Below are 19,405 nucleotides of genomic sequence, written 5' to 3'. Positions count from 1 at the left end.
CTCCCATGAACGCCCTCGTCGATCAACTGAAGAGCACCGCATCGGCAACGAAGGCCACGGATATTCGCGCCGCCTTCGCCGCCGATTCCAAACGCTTTTCCCGCTTCAGCGCCTCGTTCGACGACCTGCTGATGGATTACTCCAAGACGGCAGTTAACGACGACATTCTTGCTCTGCTCGAGAAGCTCGCAGCCGAGGGCGGCGTTGCCGCCAAGCGCGAGGAAATGTTCTCCGGCGTCGCGATCAACTTCACCGAAAACCGCGCCGTCCTGCACACCGCGCTGCGCAACCGCTCCAACAAGCCGGTGCTCGTCGAAGGCAAGGATGTCATGCTCGACGTCAATGCGGTTCTGGCCGCCATGGGCAAGTTTGCCGACGGCATCCGCTCGGGCGCACTGAAGGGCTCGACGGGCAAGACGATCACCGATGTCATCAACATCGGCATCGGCGGCTCCGATCTCGGACCGGTCATGGCGACGCTGGCACTCGCCCCCTATCACGACGGCCCGCGCTCGCATTTCATCTCCAACATCGACGGCGCCCATATCGCCGATATCCTGAAGCTGGTTAAGCCGGAAACGACGCTCTTCATCGTCGCTTCCAAGACCTTCACGACCATCGAAACGATGACGAACGCCCAGACTGCGCGCAAGTTCATCGCCGATGCACTCGGCGAAGCCGCCGTGCAACATCACTTCGCCGCCGTATCGACGGCGCTCGACAAGGTTGCCGCCTTCGGCATCGACAGCGAGCGCGTCTTCGGCTTCTGGGATTGGGTCGGCGGCCGCTACTCGATCTGGTCGGCCATCGGCCTGCCGCTGATGATCGCGATCGGCCCGGAAAACTTCGGCAAGTTCCTCGATGGCGCGCATGCGATGGACAATCATTTCCGCCAGGCGCCCTTCAAGGAAAACCTGCCGATGCTGCTCGGCCTCATCGGCTTCTATCACCGCAACGTGCTCGGCTATCCGACACGCGCGATCCTGCCCTATGACCAGCGCCTGTCGCGCTTCCCGGCCTATCTGCAGCAGCTGGATATGGAGTCGAACGGTAAGGGTGTCACCATCGACGGCACGCCGGTTGAAGGCAATTCCGGCCCGGTCGTCTGGGGCGAGCCAGGCACCAACGGCCAGCACGCCTTCTATCAGCTCATCCACCAGGGTACGAGCATCATCCCGGCCGAATTCATGATCGCCGCCAACGGCTTCGAGCCGGAGCTGCGCCACCAGCACGACCTGCTGATGGCCAACTGCCTGGCGCAGTCGGAAGCGCTGATGAAGGGCCGCACCTTCGAGGAAGCCAAGGCTCAGCTCACCTCCAAGGGCATGGACGACAAGAAGGCTGAATTCATCGCGCCGCACCGCGTCTTTACCGGCAACCGCCCGTCGATCACCTTCGTCTATGACAAGCTGACGCCCTTTGCGCTGGGACGCCTGATCGCGCTTTACGAACATCGCGTCTTCGTCGAGGGCGTGCTCTTCCGCATCAACTCCTTCGATCAATGGGGTGTCGAACTCGGCAAGGAACTGGCAACGGGTCTGCTGCCCGTCATCGAAGGCAAGGAAAGCGCCGCCGGCCACGACTCCTCGACGCAAGGGCTTGTGGCTGCGCTGGCAAGCCGCGCGAAGTAAAATACCCTCATCGGAAATGAAAAAATCCCGCCTGGCACGTCAGGCGGGATTTTTTATTGGAAGCGTTAAAAGTCGATCTGCTTAAAGACCGATCTCATGCGCCCAGGGCGGATTTGCACCCGCACGCGACACAGTCACCGCCGCAGCCTTGGCGCCCAGAGCCAGCGCATCTTGCAACGCCTTCTCGTTCAGCGAAGCTACCTGCGCCTTGGTCAGCAGATTGCTCATCTTCAACGATGCAAGAATGCCCGCATCGAAGGTATCGCCAGCCCCTACAGTATCGACGACGGTGACGCGCTCGCTCGGTACCGAGACCTTCAGCGACTTGGTGTAGCCGGTTGCGCCTTCCGCACCCTTGGTGATGACGACGAGCTTCGCGCCTTGGTTCAGCCAATGGGCGGCGAGTTCGTCGTGATTGCCTGCAATGCCGAACCATTCCAGATCCTCATCGGAGAATTTGAGAATGTCGGACATGGCAGCCATCCGGCTGATGCGGCCCATATGAGCCGCCTTGTCCTTGATGAAGCCTGGGCGGATGTTCGGATCGAGCGAGATGACGCGGCTCTGATGCTCGCGCTTCATCAGCGCCTCGTAGGTCGCGCCGCAGGGATCGGGGATGAGGCTGATCGCGCCGAAATGCAGAGCTTCGCAATCAGTACTGAGCGTCGGGAGATCCGCCTCGGTAATCATACGGCCAGCCGTGCCTTCATCGTAGAAGGCATAGGTCGCCTGACCATTGACGAGCTTGACGAAAGCAATCGTGCTTGGACGCGGCGTGATGGCGCAATAGCTGAAATCCACCTTGGCGGCCGCCAATGTGTCGCGCAGGATTTCGCCCATCATGTCGTCGGCAATGCCGGTGAAGAAGCCCGTGGGAATGCCAAGGCGGCCAAGCGCGATCGCGGTATTGAAAATCGCGCCGCCGGCATAGGGGGCAAAGCCCTTTTCACCCAGCGTCGTATCCCGCGGCAGCATGTCGATCAAAGCCTCGCCACAGCACAAAATCATTCCGGCCTCCCAAAGAGCGCGTCCATCGTGTCCATTACATAAATCGATTAGATAGATTCAGTGCAAAAGCAAAGCGTCAGTTTGTGGGCAGCTCCGAAATACCGCCGTTCCGGCCGGACCAGGCGAGCGGCGCATTGAGAAACGCCTCGACTTCCTCCAGCGTCTTGTCGTCGAACAGCTTCTGTTGCTTGGCGACTGCGAGCACTTCGCGCCAGGTCGTGATGTACTGCAGGTTCACCTTCCGGTTGGCAAAGCGTTCCACCGCCTCGGAGAAAATGCCGTAGTAGAACAGCGCCATGCCGTGATCGACGATGCCGCCGGCCGCGCGGATCGCGTCGATGAAGGTGAACATGCTGCCGCCGGCCGTCGTCAGATCCTCGATGACGAGCACGCGGGCGCCCTCCTTCATGTCGCCTTCGATCTGGGCATTGCGTCCGTGGCCCTTCGGCTGCTTGCGCACATAGATCATCGGCAGGTTCAGGCGCTCGGCCAGGAAGGCGGCGAAGGGGATGCCCGCCGTCTCGCCGCCGGCGACGCAATCGAACTGTTCGAAGCCGACATTGCGAACGATGAGGCTTGCGGCGAAATCCATGACCGTCGAGCGGATGCGCGGATAGGAAATCAGCTTGCGGCAATCGATATAGACCGGGCTCGCCATTCCGGACGCGAACTTATAGGGCTTGTCGGCGTTGAAGTGGACCGCCTTGATCTCCCAAAGCATCCTGGCCATCAGCTCAGCCATGACAGTGCGATCGGTGAATATCATCTGGGTCATGCGAGGCCTCCTTCGCGAGCGCTAATGTTCCAGCGGCAATAGCAGCAAGCGGCCCGAGTTTCCAGACGTATGAAAGCTTTTGCCGATATCCTCTCGGCGGCTCCCTGCAAGGTGACCGGAAGCAATCAGCGCAGTACTCCAAGATCGGCAGGGAGCATGGTCTTGAACAGCTCGATGACCTTATCGCCCTCTTCCCGCTCGATCGAAATCGCGTAGCGCACCGCAGCCGCAACAAGCTGCATGGTCAATCGGGCCGTTCTTGCAAGTTCGGAATCGTCGCGCTCCGGCCATAGGCGTTTTAGGACGGTCAGAAACGCCAGCGAATGCCATTCCATGTCTTCAGCATCGACCTGCTGCAGCAGCTTGTCGGCCTGAGTGGCATGCCAGATGTCGCGCATGACGGGCTCTTCCCGAAACATGGCGTAGTAGCCATCGACAATGCGGCCAAGAGCGGATTGGAGCTGATCGCGACTTTTGATTGCCGACAGCTCGTCTTCGACGCATTGCCGGCCCTGCTCGTTAAAGCGCTCGGCCAGTACGCGGATGATCGCCGTCTTGTCGGGGAAATATTGGTACAGCGAACCGAAGGAAACGCCCGCCTTTTCGACGATCTCGCCCATGCGTAGCGCATCGCTACCGTTTTTCGCAATCAGCTCCGATGCCACCGAAAGGATGAGGTCGACGCGCTCGCGACCACGCTGCTGACTGGGTATGCGTCGTGGTGTGCCCGCCTCATCCTTGCTGCGCCTGCGTCTCGCAATCGATTCTTGCGCCATGTCATTCCCTGCCTTGTGACTGTTGACAAGCAATATAAGAGAGTTTATCACATTTCGCAAATGAGAGAATTTATCACATTTTGAACGGAGGAGCTTGAAATGCAGACCTCGACAATTGCCATTATCGGTGGATTAGGAAAAACCGGCGGTCGGATCGCCGAGCGGCTGAAGAAGCGCGGCATCACGGCTCGCGCAGCCTCTCGCTCAACGACACCACGCTTCGATTGGCAGGATCGCAGTACCTGGCGGGAGGCACTGGACGGCGCTTCCACCGCTTACGTCACGTTCCAGCCGGACCTTTCAGTTGACTGGGCGGCGGAGACCATCGGCGCTCTAACAAAAACCGCTATCGAGGCGGGTGTGGAACACATCGTGCTGCTTTCCGGGCGCGGTGAAGAGGGAGCCGTTCGTAGCGAGGAAACCCTCAAGGCCACCGGCATCGGCTACACTGTGCTGCGCGCCAGCTGGTTCAACCAAAATTTCAGCGAGGGCGCCTTCGTGGACAGCCTTTTGCAGGGCAAGCTCGCTCTGCCGGCCGGCGATGTCCCTGAGCCTTTCATCAACGCAGACGACATCGCGGATGCGGCCGTCGAATGTCTTATCGATCCGCATCACCGCAACCAAACGTACGAACTGACGGGACCCCGCGCTTTAACCTTCCGCCAGGCGGTTTCCGAAATCGCGACGGCTTCGAACAGACCCATCGAATACGAACCGGTTCCGATCGACGTTTTCATCGCCGAGATGACGGCTTATGGCCTGCCACAGGAAACCACCGACCTCCTGCGTGAGCTTTTCACGCAGGTTCTTGACGGCCGCAATTCACCTGTCATGCACGGCATAAGCCAGATCCTCGGCAGGCAGCCTAAAGATTTTTCCAATTATGCACGTGAAACCGCCGCAACCGGCATCTGGAGTGTCCAGTCATGACCTTTCCGATCACGAATATCGCTCTCATCATCGCCGCGCTCAGCAGCGGCCTTCTCGCCGGCGTCTATTTCGCCTTCTCGACGTTCGTTATGCAGTCCCTTGCCCGCCTTCCGGTCGATCAAGGGATTGCTGCCATGCAATCGATCAACGTTACGATCGTGCGTTCGCCCTTCATCGTGCTGTTCCTGCTGACGGCCGCGCTGTCGCTCTTCATCGCCGTTATGGCCACCATCGATTGGCGGGGCAGCGTGAGCGTGATGATGCTGACAGGCGCCGCGCTCTATATCGGCGCGAGCTTTCTTTCGACCATGGTGTTCAACGTGCCCCTGAACGATGCACTCGATAAGGTCGACGGCCATTCACCCGAGGCGACACAATTTTGGTCGACCTATCTCAGCGACTGGATGCGATGGAACCATGTGCGCACGGTCGCCTCGCTGCTCGCCGCATGCGCCTTCGTGAAGGCCATGTTCTGAAAGCCTGGAAATGATGGGGCACCAGCCAAAACGGCCGGCTAGACCGCCCGCAGATAGGCCGCGACCTCCACACGGTTGCGGCCATTTCGCTTTGCCGCATAAAGCGCCTTGTCGGCGGCGCGTAGCACATCGTCGAAACCGAGCCCTTTGGCGGTACCGGTCGCGATACCGGCACTGACGGTGCAGGCGAAAGATTTGCCTTCGATGCTGATCTCACGTGCGGCAAAGGCATCACGCACCCGCTCTGCAACCTGCTCCGCGCGACCTGGTAGCACGTTGTCTAGAACAAGCGCAAATTCCTCGCCTCCCAGACGCGCCACCGTGTCGGAAGGCCGCAAACCGAAGGCGAGTTCCCGGCCGAAAAGCTTGAGCACGAGATCGCCGGCGGCATGGCCGTGCTGATCGTTGATCGCTTTGAAGCGATCGATATCGAAGATGATGACGGCCATCGAGGGACCGAAGGTCCGGCGGCCGTAGAGATCGAACAGCGCGCGGCGATTGAGTAGCCCGGTCAGGGAGTCGGTAATCGCCTCCCGTCGATGCAACGCAGCTTGGCGCCACTGGTGCAAAGCAAGCGATAGAGCCCCTATCCCGGTCATTCCAGCGATACAGACGGCGAGACTGACATCCTCCGCCCAGTTATCCGGCGCATGACCGAGCACGAGCCTGCCATCGACGATCAGCACGGCCGCGCACAAGGCAAAGGAAATCGCCGTCAGTGTGTAGAGCGCGGTAATGCCGTAAAGCGGCGTCGGCGCTTCGCGCCGGCTGAGCCAATATTCGCGCGCCGTCAGAAGCAGCAGCACGCAGATGACTAGGTTATCGGCGATGAAAGCCAGACCGTCATAACCGACAAGCATCGGTCCGATCGATGCTGTTATGCCAGACAAGCAACCAAGGGCAAAGCGGATCTTGGAAAGGCGACCCGTGCGAAACTGATAACCCGCCACCCAAATCGTCGCGAAGCCGAGGAAGAATAAGACGAACGTCAAAATGGCGAAAATCGGCCTGGGATGGTCAACATAGGCGCCATAGGTGAAGATTCCGCCGACGATAGGCACAAGGCCAGCGGAACACGTCAGGAGAAACGTATCGGGCCGACGTGAAAACCAGCTTCCGACCAACGTGACCGCAAGGCATGATGCGGAAACACCGAGGGCTAGAAGAAGCGAGTTGTAATCGACCAGCATCATGCTCTTTCGACGGTTTGGTTTCTACCGCAAGGTGTCACCGGCACACTAGGCCTTCAGGCGTATCAAATTAGTTACGGCAAATAATAAAGAAAATATATTTCAACAAAATATACGTTTCATATCGCGGCAAACACCAATTGGTTGCCGCAATATAGTTTTGTATTTGAATTTACTTATGTATGATCCTACTAAATCTCGACATCCCAATGCAATGGGAACATCGGATCGAAAACAGTGACCGGGCCGGCGCCGGTCTCGATCTTAGCCGGGAAAGTCACGGCCTCAGCCCGGCGTACAAGCGTGATGCTATCCTTATTGACGGGCAGGCCGTACCAGGCCGGGCCATTCAGCGACGCAAAAGCTTCAAGCTTATCCAATGCACCTTCCTGCTCGAAGACATGGGCAAGGCAGCTCATAGTATTGATCGACGTATAAATGCCCGCGCAACCGCAAGCACATTCCTTCAGCGGATCGACATGCGGAGCCGAATCCGTGCCCAGGAAGAACCTGGCGTCGCCGCTGGTTGCAGCCGCACGCAAGGCCAAACGATGGCTTTCGCGCTTGGCGACCGGCAAGCAGTAATAATGCGGGCGAATGCCGCCGACCAGTATGGCATTGCGATTGATGATCAGGTGATGCGTAGTGATCGAGCCGGCGAGGTTGGCCTTTGCCGATTTGATGTAGTTGACGCCATCCGACGTGGTCACATGTTCCATCGTGACCTTCAGTTCCGGTAGGCGCTGGCGCAAGGGATCGAGCACGGTTTCGATGAACACGGCCTCGCGATCGAAAATATCCACCTCCGGCGTGGTGACCTCACCATGAACGCAGAGCGGCAAGCCGATCTTCGCCATGCGCTCCAGCACGGGCATTGCCTTATTCAGATCGCGCACGCCGCCATGGGAGTTGGTCGTCGCACCGGCCGGATAGAGTTTGACGGCGGTAATGAGGCCGCTCTTCCTGCCCTCTTCGACATCGTCCGCGCTGGTGTGCTCGGTGAGATAGAGCGTCATTAATGGCTGGAAGCGATCGCCTGGTGGCAATGCCTTCAGAATACGCTCACGATAGGCAGCCGCATCTGCCGTCGTTACGACGGGCGGCACGAGATTGGGCATGATGATGGCCCGGGCGAAATGCCTGGAGGTATCGGCTATCACGCCTTCCAGCATGGCCCCGTCACGCAAATGCAGATGCCAGTCGTCAGGACGGCGGATGGTGAGCTTTTGCATGGGCGCGACCTCTGGAAATGTGAGCGCGATCTCTTCAGAAGGCTACTTCAGCCTTTTCGGGACCGTACTTCTGCTATCGCGCTTCGATAGCACCATCCGCCCCGGCAAAACAATCCGCGACGGCGGTTAAATGATGGGCGAGGTCAATCCTGTACGATATCGATAGTGACGTCTGCGCCGCGGCGGTTCTCAAGGATCAGCCGGCCGTTCGGCAGATCATTGCCATAGACCTTGGCCCGGGCGGCTTCTTCATCGAGATCATAGCCTCTCCAGCGCGCCCAAAGGCGCTCCTCGAGTACCTCCATCGGCGGCGCGAGCATGATCGAATAATCGAACATGCCTTCCAGCTCAGCCCATTTTCCCTGGCTGAACAGCAGATAATTGCCCTCGATCACGATGAAGCGGTGCTCGGCCGAGACGATGCGGGCAGACGCGATGGCAATCTCTCTCGAACGGTCGAAGACCGGAACCAGAACCTCCTGGTCGGCTGCGCGCACCGCTTTGACGATATCGAGAAAGGCGCGCACATCGAAGCTCTCAGGCACGCCCTTCCGCCTCAAAAGCCCCTTTTCAATGAGAACGGCGTTATCCATGTGGAAGCCGTCCATCGGCAGGACTTCGGCGCTTTCGCCTCTCGCCTTCAATGCCTTGGCGACATTATCGGCCAGGGTGGATTTGCCGGCGCCTGGCGGGCCGGCAATCGCAATCAGGAAGCGTTTCACGTTGCCGGCGCGCGCAATAATCTCGCCGGCAACATCGTCAAGGGATACACTCATGCAGCGACATTCTCGACCGGCGGAGCCTTGGCGCCGGTCATGAAGGCAACGGCGTCGGACATCGAATAATCCTTGGGATTGATGACGGTCAGGCGTCGTCCAAGGCGATGGATATGGATACGGTCCGCAACCTCGAAGACGTGCGGCATATTGTGCGAGATCAGCACGATCGGCAAGCCGCGGGCACGCACATCGAGGATAAGCTCCAGAACCTTGCGACTTTCCTTGACGCCGAGTGCGGCGGTCGGCTCGTCCATAATGACGACCTTGGAGCCGAAGGCGGCGGCACGGGCAACGGCAACACCCTGACGCTGACCGCCAGAGAGCGTTTCCACCGCCTGATTGATGTTCTGGATCGTCATCAGGCCGAGTTCTGAGAGCTTATCGCGGGCGCGCTTTTCCATGGCCGGCCGGTCGAGCATGCGGAAAACGGATCCGAGAATGCCGGGCCTGCGCACTTCGCGGCCGAGGAACATGTTGTCGGCGATCGAGAGCGCCGGCGACAGTGCCAGGTTCTGGTAGACCGTTTCGATACCGGCTTCCCGCGCTTCCATCGGCGAGCGGAAGTGGACGGCCTTGCCTTCCAGCTTGATCTCGCCTTCATCGGGCGTGACCGCACCGGAGATCGCCTTGATCAGCGAGGATTTTCCGGCGCCGTTGTCGCCGATGACGGCAAGGATCTCGCCGGGATAAAGATCGAAATCGGCGTTGTCGAGCGCGGTCACGCGGCCATAACGCTTGACGAGACCGCGGGCAGTGAGGATGGGTTCGACGGTTGTGGTCATGCCGATACCTTTCTGATCCATTGATCGATCGCGACGGCGCCGATGATGAGCACGCCGGTCAGAAGCACCTTCCATTGCGGGTCGGCGCCGAGCATGTTGAGGCCCATGGAGACGACGCCGACGATCATGGCGCCGAAGAGCGTGCCGAGGATCGAGCCACGGCCACCGAAGAGCGAGATGCCGCCGATCACGGTCGCGGTGATCGCCTGAAGATTGAAATCGGTCACCGCAGAAGACGGCGAGACCGAGCCGTTACGGCCGATGGAGACCCAGGCGGCAAGCGCGGCGATCAGCCCCGATACGCCATAGACCGCGAGAAGAACCTTCTTGGTCTGGATACCGGCGAGTTTCGCCGCTTCCGGATCGTCGCCGACGGCATAGACATGCCTACCCCCGGCCGTATGGTTAAGCACGTACCAGAGACCGATGACGAGGAGCACCATGGCGATAACGCCTAGGGTGAGCACCGCGCCACCGACACGGAAACTGGCGGCGAACAGATGCAGCAGCGGCGCCTTTTCATCGACATCGGTATCGCGGATGGTTTCGTTGGCGGAATAAATGAAGTTCGTCGCCATGACGATATTCCAAGTGCCGAGCGTCACGATGAACGGCGGCAGCTTCATATTGGCGACGAGGAAGCCGTTGAGCAGTCCGCAGAGGCCGCCCACCACCATGCCGGCCGCGATGGCAATCGGCGTCGGCAGGCCGTATGTCACGGCGACATTTCCCATGACGACCGAGGAGATGACCATGATGACGCCGATCGAGAGATCGATGCCCGCGGTCAGGATGACCAGTGTCTGGGCCGCGCCGAGAATACCGACGATGGCGATCTGCTGCAGGATGAGCGTCAGCGTATAGGCGGAAAAGAACCGCCCGCCGATCGCGATACCGAAGATCACGATGGCCATTACCAAGACGATGAGCGGCACCGCCGCCGGCGTCGAATGAAGGAAGTGCTGCACGCGCTTCAAAAGAGAGACATCGTTGTGCTCAAACGAAGCGACATTCTTATCGCTGCCGTCGAGAACACGTTCGAATTCCTGTGCTCCGGACATAATTATTCCTCCGCCACCGCGCACATGCGCGGAAACCGCCGGCTGTTGGGGGCCAGCCAGGATCTGAACCCGACCGACGTGACTGTTTCGATTGTCTGCTCCCTGCAAGAGAGCCGCGCCAGCAGGCGCATGACGCGGCTCCCGAAGGGACTATATCACTTGTGAGGGGCTTAGCCCCAGCACTTGTTCAGGCCTTCCTTGGTGTCGATGGACTTGAGACCGGAGACCGGCTTGTCAGTCACCAGAGAAACGCCAGTGTCGAAGAAGCTCTTGCCTTCGGTCGGCTTCGGCTTTTCGCCGCTATCGGCGAATTTCTTGATCGCCTCGACGCCGAGAGCCGCCATCATCAGCGGATACTGCTGAGCAGTTGCGCCGATCACGCCATCCTTGACCGACTTAACGCCGGGGCAGCCGCCGTCGATCGATACGATCAGGACCTGCTTTTCGAGGCCGACGGCCTTCAGAGCCTGATAGGCGCCGGTTGCAGCCGGCTCATTGATCGTGTGAATGACGTTGATGCTGGAGTCCTTCTGCAGAAGGTTTTCCATGGCCTTGCGACCGCCCTCTTCGTTGCCGTTGGTGACGTCATGGCCGACGATACGCGGATCGGTTTCGTCGCCGATCTTGTTCGGATCCTTCGGGTCGATGCCGAAGCCCATCATGAAGCCCTGGTCGCGCAGAACGTCGACGGAGGGCTGCGACGGCGTCAGATCGAGGAAGCCGATCTTCGCATCCTTGGCCTTGTCGCCCAGCGTTTCCTTGGCCCACTGTCCGACGAGCTTGCCAGCAAGGAGATTGTCCGTGGCGAAAGTGGCGTCAGCCGCATTGGCCGGCTCGAGCGGCGTGTCGAGCGCGATCACAAGCAGGCCGGCATCGCGTGCCTTCTTGACCGAAGGGACGATGCCCTTGGTGTCGGATGCGGTGATCAGGATACCCTTGGCGCCATCGGCGATACAGCTTTCGATCGCGGCAACCTGGCTTTCGCTGTCACCATCGATCTTGCCGGCGTAGGACTTCAGCGTCACGCCGAGTTCCTTGGCCTTGGCGGTCGCGCCTTCCTTCATCTTGACGAAGAAGGGGTTGGTATCGGTCTTGGTGATGAGGCAGGCGGATACGCCGGCGGCCTTAGCCGGAGCGGCAAACGCAACGCCGATCGCCAGAGCGGCGACTGCTGCGGAAATAACAGATTTCTTCATTCAATCCTCCCGATGTTTAAAAAGCCGGACCGTCCGGCAGCCCCGGGCCTCAACCCGGCTTGAAGGCGCGCCATGCCTGTCGGATTATTTCCAGTGGACCTCCTCCACGGCCATATGCGCATCTCCTACCCCATATCTGAGCTTAAAGATTTCCGGCTGTCAATAAATAAATCGGATTGAATTATTAATTCGATGTGGCATTCTGCAGCAAAATAGGGCATGGCCATGATGGAAGGAGCAGGCCCATGTCTCTCGTGCATGACCCGGAGGACACACCCACAACGCCAGCGATTCTCGACCCCTCCGGGGGCGCGAACCAGCTTGGCGTGCGCGCCCATAACGAACGGCTAGTGCTGTCGCTCGTGCGCCGCCACGGAGCGCTTTCAAAGGCCGATATTGCGCGGCGGAGCGGCCTTTCGGCGCAAACAGTATCCGTCATCATGCGGGAACTGGAAAAGGACGGGCTGCTATCGCGCGATGCCCCGGTCCGCGGACGCGTCGGTCAGCCTTCCATTCCAATGCGGCTCAATCCGGACGCCGTACTCTCCTTTGGCGTCAAGATCGGCCGACGCAGCGCCGACCTCGTGCTGATGGATTTCGTCGGCGGCATCCGGATGCAGCTTCATCAGATCTATCCCTATCCGCTGCCACAGGACATCATCGCCTTCATTGCGGCCGGCATCAAGGAACTGGAAGGGCGACTCAGTGAAGAGCAGCGCCGCAAGATCGCAGGAATGGGCGTTGCCGCCCCCTTCGAGCTCTGGAACTGGGCCGAGCAGGTGGGCGCGCCGCCAGGAGCGATGGATGCCTGGCGCGGCTTCGATCTAAGAGCCGAAATCGCCTCGCGCGTGGCTTACCCCGTCTTCCTGCAGAACGACGCTACCAGCGCCTGCGGTGCCGAACTGGTCTTCGGCGTCGGGCCGCATTATCCGGATTTCGTCTATTTCTTCATCGGCTCGTTCCTCGGCGGCGGCATCGTCCTGAATTCGTCCGTCTTCGTTGGCCGAACGGGGACAGCAGGGGCGCTCGGCCCCTTGCCCGTGCGCGGCCGCAACGGCGAGAACCGCCAGCTTCTTGAGATCGCTTCGATCTTCGTGCTGGAAAATCTATTGCGGGATTATGGTTTCGACCCTCGCCCCCTCTGGTACTCGGCCGACAACTGGATCGATTTCGGCGAACCGCTGGAGATCTGGATCCAAGATACGGCCAAGGCTCTCGCACAGGCGATCGTCGCCTCTGCATCCGTTCTTGATTTCAGCGCCGCCGTCATAGATGGCGGCTTTCCCGGCTGGGTACGGGAGCGCGTAGTGCGAGCAACGATCAAAGCAGCGGCGGAACTGGATCTTCAGGGTGTCGTCATGCCCGAGATCGTCGAGGGCGCCGTGGGGCCGCAGGCACGCGCCATCGGCGGCGCCAGCCTGCCGATCTTCGCGCGCTACCTCATCGACCAAAACGTTCTTTTCAAGGAGATTGAGCATGCTGAAGGGCATTGACCCGCTGTTGAGCCCGGAACTTCTGGCGACACTGCGCGCTATGGGACATGGCGACGAGATCGCCCTCGTGGACGGCAATTATCCCGGCCTTGAGCACGGCCGTCGCCTTATCCGCCTCGACGGGCACGGCGTTATCCCAGTACTCGATGCTGTGCTGAGCGTGCTGCCGATCGACGATTTCGTGCCGCAGGCGATATTCCGGGCGACCGTCAAGCAGGATCGCGATGCCGTCGATCCCGTTCATGCAGAGATGATCGAGTGCTGTGCCCGGCATGTGCCCGAAACCAAGGTCGTGCCGTTGCTGCCGGCGGAATTCTACGAGCGGGTGCAGCAGGCGCATGCGCTGATCCAGACCAGCGAGCCCCGGCTCTATGGAAACATCATCCTGCGCAAGGGTGTGATTTATCCGAAGGGATAGACCAGACCGCACCCAAAAGCCCCAGCCTTCCTTCCAAAAATTGCTCAGACGAGATCGAGAGATAGACCCCTCTCGCCGGCTGCGGGGAGAGGGGCTAAGCTGAAAACGCAGGCAATAGCTGCCGATACTCTGCCCCTCAAATCTCCCCAGCCGACGGCCCCCAGACATCCGTCATGGCAAAACCTTCCGCCATCGGGTCGAATGGATCGAGTGCCACCTGGCTCAAGCCGAAGGTGAAGCCGCGGCCGGTGATCGTCGGAATGATGGCTAGCTTGCCGGCGACTTCGGTCTCCGCCTGCAGTCCCACTTCGAACTCCGAACCAATGATCGAACGGGATTTGAAGACATCACCGACCTTGGCCATGCCGCGAGCATGCAGCGTTGCCAGATTGGCGGAATTGCCTGTGCCGCACGGCGAGCGGTCGGCGCGGCCCGGCCACATGGTCGTGCAGGTGCGGATGGCGCCATCGGCGTCGATATCGCGGAACATCACATAGGCGACGCCCGAGATGGCCGGAATTTCCGGATGAACCACGGTCATCGCCCGGTTGATCGCTTCTTTGATCACCATGCCGGCCTGGACAAGGGCGGCCGCATTTGCCTTTTCGATCTTCAAGCCGATCTGGGCAACGTCAACGAGTGCATAGAAGATGCCGCCATAGCAGAGATCGAGCTTGATCCTGCCCCATTGCGGCGTGTCGAGACCGACATCCAGCTCATGCACAAAGGACGGCACCATGGTCAGCCGCACCTTTTCGCAGCGGCCGTCACGGCAGGTCGCAGTGGCGCGGACGAGGCCAGCGGCTGTATCGAGCGTGACGACGGTTTCCGGCTCCTTCATTTCGACGATACCGGATTCGAGCAGTGCCGTGGTCACGCAGATGGAGTTCGACCCAGAGCTCGCATGCGCCTGATCGGGCTGCAGGATGATGAAACCGGCATCCGCCTCAGGATGCTTGGCCGGCAGCAGCAGATTGACGGAGCCGATCGGCGCACCGCGCGGCTCCAGCACGAGGAAACGGCGCAGCTCCTGGCCCTTCGGATCCGTGTTCAGCCAATGCAGCTGCTCGGCAATGCTGTTGCCGGGGATCTTTGGGACGCCGCCAATAGCAACCTTGCCGATTTCACCTTCGCAGTGAACATCCAGCAACTGGATCGTGCGCTTCCATCTCATTTCACAGGCTCCCATCGGACGTGTTGCGTCATGTCATCGCCAACGCGGGCATTCTGGCGGGTAAACCGAGCCAGCGCCATCCACATTTACCTGATATATCAGATCGAGCGGCGTGACTATGGCGTTTTGCGGCGGCGCCTGAAACGCCTCCGCTGAGGGACATGCCGTGAAAGCGCTATTGCTTCAAAGCGTCGCCGACATTGTTACCCGTCGCCTCGACGCTATCGCCGAGCGAGCCGACGGTATTGTTCGCCGATGCGCCGACGCGGCGCCATTGTTCGCCGTAATTCGCGCGGGTGCGAGGATCGAAAATGGCAATCGGGGCGCTGACGGCGGCACCCGCGACACTGCCGACCGTCTGGGCGGCTCCCATGGCGACCGCGCCGACGGCATCGCCGATGCCGACATCGGAATCAGTGATCGTCTGGCCGGCAATCAGCCGCGCACCGATCAGTTTCACCACTTCCGGGCTCTCGGCGAACTTACCGTGATTGAGGCCATCGCCGGTCTTGAGCTTGGTGAGATCGAGCACGGTGATCCCCTGCTTTTCCAGTTCGCTGCGATAGGGCTCCGCTGTCGGATCGATCTGACCAAGCCGGTCAATATTACCGGAAATGCGACGTGAGAGCGAGAGAGCGCGATCATCCCGCGAGACGAAGAGCGTGAAATGCGGCTTATCCTTGCCGAGCGCCGCAAACTGTCTTCCGAAAACATCGACGTCGAGATCCGGCGAAGCCAGGATGACATTGTTGATCTTCGGCGCGACGCCGCCGTGGCGGATCGCCATTTGCCGAAGCGATTCGACTGCGAGCCAGCTGCCCATCGAATGCGCCATGACAGTGATATCGCCCACAGCCGGATCGGCGGCGACGCGGCGCAACAATTCCTCAAGCGAGTCGCGGGAATAGTTGGTGCTTTCCTTGTCATAAGCATAGTCGAAAATGCTGGCGCGCGATGGCCAGGTAAAGACGATCGGTGCGACGTCGGCATGAGAATCGTGAACGATCTGCGCAAAGCGGTAGACGGCATCCTCATAGCGGTTGTTGAAACCGTGCACGAAGATCAGCACCCGCTTGTTTTTCGGCAGTTCCCCATGGAGCCAGGCGCGCCCGTCCGCCTCCGTTGCCAAAGGCTTGACGGCCGTCGTGACGAAATTCTTCAGCGGATTGCCTGGAAGGCGGCTCGGCCACTGCACCTGGCCAACCTTGCGATTGGCCTCCGGCGGAATGGAGACGCTGACGGCATCCACCTTGAGTCCGGGACCACGCTCGCCCGAAAACAGGATGGCCGGATCCTTGTCCGGTAGGCGGGTCGTGGCAACGAGCAGATCGACTTTGGATGTGCCAGGCACGTTTTCACTGATAGGCTGCATAACCCCGATGGGACGGCCACATGCGGCGAGCGACAATGTCGCAACGACGGCCATAGTTCGGAGAAACAGATTTCCCCACCGGCCCGAACCCGCCATGCGCTGCATCATGCAACCCTTCCTTACCGCCGTAACGTCGCGCCACTCTACGCATGCATGTCCACGGCGCAAGCGACTCCAGCGGTTCTTTGGCTCATGACGCAATGCTAATTCGCGACAGCATTGCAAAGGCGCAACGCAATCGTCCAACACCGCTAACGGATGATCCGGCTGAAAATAAAAAAAGAGCCCGATGCGGGAGGAGGATGCATCGGGCCCTTGATCCGGATTGGCAACTGGGAGGAGGAGGAGTGTTGCCAATCATTGAAGGAACGCTGGGAGGAGGAGTGCGCTGCCTTCGAGGGAGTAGATATAACGAGCGGATGGCGATGAACAGACCGGCTTTCGCAATGCAGCAATGCGCTGAGCGCATCGCTTTCTTCTCAGACGCCGAAAATATCGCATGCTGCTGGCGTTCTGAGCGTTTCGGCGCCTATTTTGCAGTCGTTATCGACCCTAATCCTCAGATTCACATGATTGTGATCGGCGTTTCTGCATGGGAAAGCGCCCGCGCCGACGCTTGTCCGGTTGGCTACAGCCCGCCGGACAAGCGAATTTCTGTTCAGGCCGCCTTGAACGCTTTCTTGCCTTCGGCATCGAGCGCAGCAAACTCCTCGTCGGACAGAACGATATCGACCGCTGCGGTGTTTTCTTCGAGGTGCCTGACCTTACCCGTTCCAGGAATCGGCAGCATCACAGGGCTGCGCTTCAACACCCATGCAAGCGCGATCTGGCTCGGAGCGGCATTGTGCTTCTTCGCGATGGTATCGAGCAGCGATCCTTCCCTGGCGAGATCACCGGCGGCCAGCGGGAACCAGGGGATGAAGCCGATACCGTGCTTTTCGCAATAGTCGAGCACGTCTTCGCTGGTGCGATCGACCAGATTGTAGCGGTTCTGCACCGTTACGACCTTGAAATGCTTCGAAGCGGCTTCGATATCGGCAACGGAGACTTCGCTCAAGCCCGCATGACGGATGATGCCGTCACTTAACAGCGACTTCACGGCATCGAATTGCTCGGCCGCCGGCACCTTGGGATCGATCCGATGCAGCTGCCAGAGATCGATGCGATGGACGCCGAGGTTGCGCAGGCTCTTGTGCGCCTGCTGGATCAGATATTCGGGGCGCCCCACAGGCACCCAGACATTCGGGCCGGTGCGGGTAAGACCGCCCTTGGTCGCGACCACGAGACCGTGGCCATAGGGATGGAGTGCTTCTTTGATCAGACGTTCGGAAACATCCGGACCATAGGAATCGGCGGTATCGATGAAATTGATGCCAAGTTCCGGCAGACGCCTCAGCGTGCGGACGGCTTCGTCATGATCCTCCGGCTCACCCCATATACCGGCGCCGGTAATGCGCATAGCGCCGAAACCCAGACGATGAACGGGAAGGTCACCACCGATCTTGAACTGACCGGACTTGGCTGCGTCGAATTCTGACATGGTTATAGTCCCTTTTGCTGATCTGAAATGTAGCTGACGTTTCCGGCATCCGAGGGGAGCCGAGATTCGAGGGGCAAATCGAGCGTTTCGCGAGGAGAGATACAGTCGCGACCCGATACTAAATGGGTCTGCATCGCGGCATATGCAATGCGTCGATTACGCGATGCGTCGCGACCGATGAGGGCGGTTTACCTTAGTCTAGTCTGGCGCCGTCATGTAGGCCGCTGCACCTGTTTGCCGAGATCGGCAAGCGTGGCCCAAAGCTCATCGAAGAGGTTGCGAGCGAACTGCTCGACGGAAACATCCTGCGGAGATTGCATCCAGCGCTCGCTGCCGATGCGCAGCATCGTGACGACCGCGGCCGCAAGCATTGCAAGACGAAGACGCTCCTCCTGGCTGCCGCTGCCACGGGCAGACAGCGCGTCCGTGAGCTTCTTCTCCAGTTTGGCGTATTTCAGCTGGTCGCGGGCTTGAAGCGTTGGCGTATTGTGAATCAAGGCAGCCAGAGCAAGGCTCTGCGGATCGGCGATCGCAGCACGAAGAGCAGAGTTAACAGCCGCCTCGATAACGTCGATGATCGAAGCATCTTCGGGCTGGACGGCGACCGCGTCGATCAGCTCGCGGGCAAAACCATCCTGCCAAGCGGCAACGACCTCCTCCTTGCTTGGGAAGTAATCGAAGAAACTCCGCTTGGAAACGTCGGCCGCCTCAGTGATGTCTTCGATTGTGGTGGCATCAAAGCCGCGCTCGAGGAAAAGCTTCAGCGCGGCGGCTTCGATGCGTTCGCGGGTTTGACGGCGCTTACGCTCGCGCCGGCCTTCCTTCACCGCGCTATCAACATCCGGCTTTTTCGCCATCCGCAACCCCCGGAACTCACTTTGGGCCGCCCCAAATCGGCCTTGCCGGCTTCGGGCGCCTAAGCGCTGATTCCGGCATTCTCTCCGGTGCTACGATATTTGGAGCCAGCAATCGAGAGCTCCAGAGGATTTTGCCGTGATATCCTGTAGACGCCGGCCGGTGGAATGTTGCGCACCGTACCGCCGATGCGCTTTGCCGTAAGCCCAAGGCTTTCGAGAATAGCTTTTTGCACCGGACAGCGGGGGCCGTAGGTGAACTGATAGAAAGCTCCCCCCGGCTTCATCGTTTCAAAGGCGCCACCGACAATGGCCACGACCTTGGAAGGCGGCATGGACAGCAGCGGCAGGCCGCTGATGACGGCGCCGAAAGGCGCGTCATCGAAAAGACCGCATTGGCCGAGCTGTGCCGCATCCATATGCACCACCCGCGCCGCCGGAAAACGCCCACGCAGGCGAACGGCAAATTCCTCACCGAATTCGACGAGCGTCAGCGCGCTTTCAGGAATGCCTCGCGCCAGCAGCGCCCGCGTGAATACGCCGGTGCCCGGACCGAGTTCGAGGATTGGACCATCGAACGGCTCGATCTCCTGGGTCATCAGCCTTGCCAGCCTCTCACCGGAGGGCGCCACGGCCGCAACGCGTAGCGGATCGCTGACCCAGGAGCGGAAGAACTGCACAAAATCAGCACATGAGGTCTTTGTCGTCATTCCGCAAA

At 59.9% G+C, this 19,405-nt stretch carries 19 protein-coding genes; 5 read left to right on the top strand and 14 right to left on the bottom strand.

Annotation, left to right across the window (positions count from 1 at the left end; translation table 11 throughout):
* The first annotated feature begins 5 nt into the window (after nucleotides 1-5).
* Entirely contained in the window at nucleotides 6-1,631 is a 1,626-nt protein-coding gene (gene pgi / locus ACYJRZ_RS07610; protein WP_459457644.1) for a glucose-6-phosphate isomerase, read from the top strand.
* Nucleotides 1,632-1,712: 81 nt separating this feature from the next.
* On the opposite strand, the gene ACYJRZ_RS07605 is transcribed toward pgi, so the two are convergent.
* From ACYJRZ_RS07605 to ACYJRZ_RS07595, 3 genes are all read right to left on the bottom strand, one after another.
* The gene (locus ACYJRZ_RS07605; RefSeq protein ID WP_459457642.1) at nucleotides 1,713-2,639 is read right to left on the bottom strand and encodes a carbohydrate kinase family protein; all 927 of its coding nucleotides are present in this window, start codon (nucleotides 2,637-2,639) and stop codon (nucleotides 1,713-1,715) included.
* 76 nt (nucleotides 2,640-2,715) lie between these two features.
* The gene (locus ACYJRZ_RS07600) at nucleotides 2,716-3,414 is read right to left on the bottom strand and encodes an orotate phosphoribosyltransferase (protein ID WP_459457640.1); all 699 of its coding nucleotides are present in this window, start codon (nucleotides 3,412-3,414) and stop codon (nucleotides 2,716-2,718) included.
* A gap of 125 nt (nucleotides 3,415-3,539) precedes the next feature.
* Nucleotides 3,540-4,190, bottom strand: a complete 651-nt coding sequence (locus tag ACYJRZ_RS07595; RefSeq protein WP_459457638.1) for a TetR family transcriptional regulator — start codon at nucleotides 4,188-4,190, stop codon at nucleotides 3,540-3,542.
* Between the two features lie 99 nt (nucleotides 4,191-4,289).
* On the opposite strand from ACYJRZ_RS07595, the gene ACYJRZ_RS07590 reads away from it, so the two are divergent.
* Together ACYJRZ_RS07590 and ACYJRZ_RS07585 are read left to right on the top strand one after the other, a co-directional pair.
* The gene (locus ACYJRZ_RS07590; RefSeq protein WP_459457636.1) at nucleotides 4,290-5,120 is read left to right on the top strand and encodes an NmrA family NAD(P)-binding protein; all 831 of its coding nucleotides are present in this window, start codon (nucleotides 4,290-4,292) and stop codon (nucleotides 5,118-5,120) included.
* On the top strand, nucleotides 5,117-5,596 hold the full coding sequence (locus tag ACYJRZ_RS07585) for an anthrone oxygenase family protein (protein WP_459457634.1): 480 nt from the start codon (nucleotides 5,117-5,119) through the stop codon (nucleotides 5,594-5,596). Before ACYJRZ_RS07590 ends, ACYJRZ_RS07585 begins: the two co-directional genes overlap by 4 nt.
* Before the next feature lie 38 nt (nucleotides 5,597-5,634).
* On the opposite strand, the gene ACYJRZ_RS07580 is transcribed toward ACYJRZ_RS07585, so the two are convergent.
* From ACYJRZ_RS07580 to ACYJRZ_RS07555, 6 genes are all read right to left on the bottom strand, one after another.
* Nucleotides 5,635-6,786, bottom strand: a complete 1,152-nt coding sequence (locus ACYJRZ_RS07580) for a GGDEF domain-containing protein (protein ID WP_459458685.1) — start codon at nucleotides 6,784-6,786, stop codon at nucleotides 5,635-5,637.
* Nucleotides 6,787-6,977: 191 nt separating this feature from the next.
* The gene (gene pyrC / locus ACYJRZ_RS07575; RefSeq protein ID WP_459457632.1) at nucleotides 6,978-8,018 is read right to left on the bottom strand and encodes a dihydroorotase; all 1,041 of its coding nucleotides are present in this window, start codon (nucleotides 8,016-8,018) and stop codon (nucleotides 6,978-6,980) included.
* A 143-nt stretch (nucleotides 8,019-8,161) separates the two neighbouring features.
* Nucleotides 8,162-8,794: a nucleoside triphosphate hydrolase gene (locus tag ACYJRZ_RS07570; RefSeq protein WP_459457630.1), complete on the bottom strand. Its 633-nt coding sequence runs from the start codon at nucleotides 8,792-8,794 to the stop codon at nucleotides 8,162-8,164.
* Nucleotides 8,791-9,600 carry an ATP-binding cassette domain-containing protein gene (locus tag ACYJRZ_RS07565; RefSeq protein WP_459457628.1) on the bottom strand — a complete coding sequence of 270 codons (810 nt, stop codon included), beginning with the start codon at nucleotides 9,598-9,600 and terminating at the stop codon, nucleotides 8,791-8,793. Before ACYJRZ_RS07565 ends, ACYJRZ_RS07570 begins: the two co-directional genes overlap by 4 nt.
* Complete coding sequence (locus tag ACYJRZ_RS07560) at nucleotides 9,576-10,640, bottom strand: ABC transporter permease (protein ID WP_459457626.1); 1,065 nt, start codon at nucleotides 10,638-10,640, stop codon at nucleotides 9,576-9,578. The genes ACYJRZ_RS07565 and ACYJRZ_RS07560 overlap by 25 nt, the downstream gene beginning before the upstream one ends.
* A 170-nt stretch (nucleotides 10,641-10,810) precedes the next feature.
* The gene (locus ACYJRZ_RS07555) at nucleotides 10,811-11,836 is read right to left on the bottom strand and encodes a substrate-binding domain-containing protein (protein ID WP_459457624.1); all 1,026 of its coding nucleotides are present in this window, start codon (nucleotides 11,834-11,836) and stop codon (nucleotides 10,811-10,813) included.
* Between the two features lie 245 nt (nucleotides 11,837-12,081).
* On the opposite strand from ACYJRZ_RS07555, the gene ACYJRZ_RS07550 reads away from it, so the two are divergent.
* Together ACYJRZ_RS07550 and ACYJRZ_RS07545 are read left to right on the top strand one after the other, a co-directional pair.
* Nucleotides 12,082-13,329, top strand: a complete 1,248-nt coding sequence (locus ACYJRZ_RS07550; RefSeq protein ID WP_459457622.1) for an ROK family transcriptional regulator — start codon at nucleotides 12,082-12,084, stop codon at nucleotides 13,327-13,329.
* Nucleotides 13,313-13,747 (top strand): RbsD/FucU family protein, encoded by a 435-nt coding sequence (locus ACYJRZ_RS07545; protein ID WP_459457620.1) that lies wholly within the window; start codon nucleotides 13,313-13,315, stop codon nucleotides 13,745-13,747. Before ACYJRZ_RS07550 ends, ACYJRZ_RS07545 begins: the two co-directional genes overlap by 17 nt.
* Nucleotides 13,748-13,883: 136 nt before the next feature.
* On the opposite strand, the gene ACYJRZ_RS07540 is transcribed toward ACYJRZ_RS07545, so the two are convergent.
* The 5 genes from ACYJRZ_RS07540 to ACYJRZ_RS07520 form a co-directional block, all read right to left on the bottom strand.
* Nucleotides 13,884-14,921, bottom strand: coding sequence for a 4-hydroxyproline epimerase (locus tag ACYJRZ_RS07540; RefSeq protein ID WP_459457618.1), 1,038 nt, complete (start codon nucleotides 14,919-14,921; stop codon nucleotides 13,884-13,886).
* A gap of 175 nt (nucleotides 14,922-15,096) precedes the next feature.
* Entirely contained in the window at nucleotides 15,097-16,389 is a 1,293-nt protein-coding gene (locus tag ACYJRZ_RS07535) for an alpha/beta hydrolase (RefSeq protein ID WP_459458683.1), read from the bottom strand.
* Nucleotides 16,390-16,951: 562 nt separating this feature from the next.
* Nucleotides 16,952-17,833 (bottom strand): aldo/keto reductase, encoded by an 882-nt coding sequence (locus tag ACYJRZ_RS07530; RefSeq protein WP_459457616.1) that lies wholly within the window; start codon nucleotides 17,831-17,833, stop codon nucleotides 16,952-16,954.
* 212 nt (nucleotides 17,834-18,045) lie between these two features.
* The gene (locus ACYJRZ_RS07525; RefSeq protein ID WP_459457614.1) at nucleotides 18,046-18,690 is read right to left on the bottom strand and encodes a TetR family transcriptional regulator; all 645 of its coding nucleotides are present in this window, start codon (nucleotides 18,688-18,690) and stop codon (nucleotides 18,046-18,048) included.
* A 59-nt stretch (nucleotides 18,691-18,749) separates the two neighbouring features.
* Nucleotides 18,750-19,397, bottom strand: a complete 648-nt coding sequence (locus ACYJRZ_RS07520; protein ID WP_459457612.1) for a class I SAM-dependent methyltransferase — start codon at nucleotides 19,395-19,397, stop codon at nucleotides 18,750-18,752.
* Nucleotides 19,398-19,405 lie beyond the last annotated feature (8 nt).

This window comes from Rhizobium sp. No.120 (genome assembly GCF_054558365.1).
The sequence above is the reverse complement of the archived record's forward strand: the minus strand, read 5'-3'. Positions and strand labels throughout refer to the sequence as shown.

Coding starts and splice junctions, on each gene's coding strand:
- pgi (WP_459457644.1), top strand. CDS start 6: ATGAACGCCCTCGTCGATCAACTGAAGAGCACCGCATCGGCAACGAAG.
- ACYJRZ_RS07605 (WP_459457642.1), bottom strand. CDS start 2,639: ATGATTTTGTGCTGTGGCGAGGCTTTGATCGACATGCTGCCGCGGGAT.
- ACYJRZ_RS07600 (WP_459457640.1), bottom strand. CDS start 3,414: ATGACCCAGATGATATTCACCGATCGCACTGTCATGGCTGAGCTGATG.
- ACYJRZ_RS07595 (WP_459457638.1), bottom strand. CDS start 4,190: ATGGCGCAAGAATCGATTGCGAGACGCAGGCGCAGCAAGGATGAGGCG.
- ACYJRZ_RS07590 (WP_459457636.1), top strand. CDS start 4,290: ATGCAGACCTCGACAATTGCCATTATCGGTGGATTAGGAAAAACCGGC.
- ACYJRZ_RS07585 (WP_459457634.1), top strand. CDS start 5,117: ATGACCTTTCCGATCACGAATATCGCTCTCATCATCGCCGCGCTCAGC.
- ACYJRZ_RS07580 (WP_459458685.1), bottom strand. CDS start 6,786: ATGCTGGTCGATTACAACTCGCTTCTTCTAGCCCTCGGTGTTTCCGCA.
- pyrC (WP_459457632.1), bottom strand. CDS start 8,018: ATGCAAAAGCTCACCATCCGCCGTCCTGACGACTGGCATCTGCATTTG.
- ACYJRZ_RS07570 (WP_459457630.1), bottom strand. CDS start 8,794: ATGAGTGTATCCCTTGACGATGTTGCCGGCGAGATTATTGCGCGCGCC.
- ACYJRZ_RS07565 (WP_459457628.1), bottom strand. CDS start 9,600: ATGGATCAGAAAGGTATCGGCATGACCACAACCGTCGAACCCATCCTC.
- ACYJRZ_RS07560 (WP_459457626.1), bottom strand. CDS start 10,640: ATGTCCGGAGCACAGGAATTCGAACGTGTTCTCGACGGCAGCGATAAG.
- ACYJRZ_RS07555 (WP_459457624.1), bottom strand. CDS start 11,836: ATGAAGAAATCTGTTATTTCCGCAGCAGTCGCCGCTCTGGCGATCGGC.
- ACYJRZ_RS07550 (WP_459457622.1), top strand. CDS start 12,082: ATGTCTCTCGTGCATGACCCGGAGGACACACCCACAACGCCAGCGATT.
- ACYJRZ_RS07545 (WP_459457620.1), top strand. CDS start 13,313: ATGCTGAAGGGCATTGACCCGCTGTTGAGCCCGGAACTTCTGGCGACA.
- ACYJRZ_RS07540 (WP_459457618.1), bottom strand. CDS start 14,921: ATGAGATGGAAGCGCACGATCCAGTTGCTGGATGTTCACTGCGAAGGT.
- ACYJRZ_RS07535 (WP_459458683.1), bottom strand. CDS start 16,389: ATGGCGGGTTCGGGCCGGTGGGGAAATCTGTTTCTCCGAACTATGGCC.
- ACYJRZ_RS07530 (WP_459457616.1), bottom strand. CDS start 17,833: ATGTCAGAATTCGACGCAGCCAAGTCCGGTCAGTTCAAGATCGGTGGT.
- ACYJRZ_RS07525 (WP_459457614.1), bottom strand. CDS start 18,690: ATGGCGAAAAAGCCGGATGTTGATAGCGCGGTGAAGGAAGGCCGGCGC.
- ACYJRZ_RS07520 (WP_459457612.1), bottom strand. CDS start 19,397: ATGACGACAAAGACCTCATGTGCTGATTTTGTGCAGTTCTTCCGCTCC.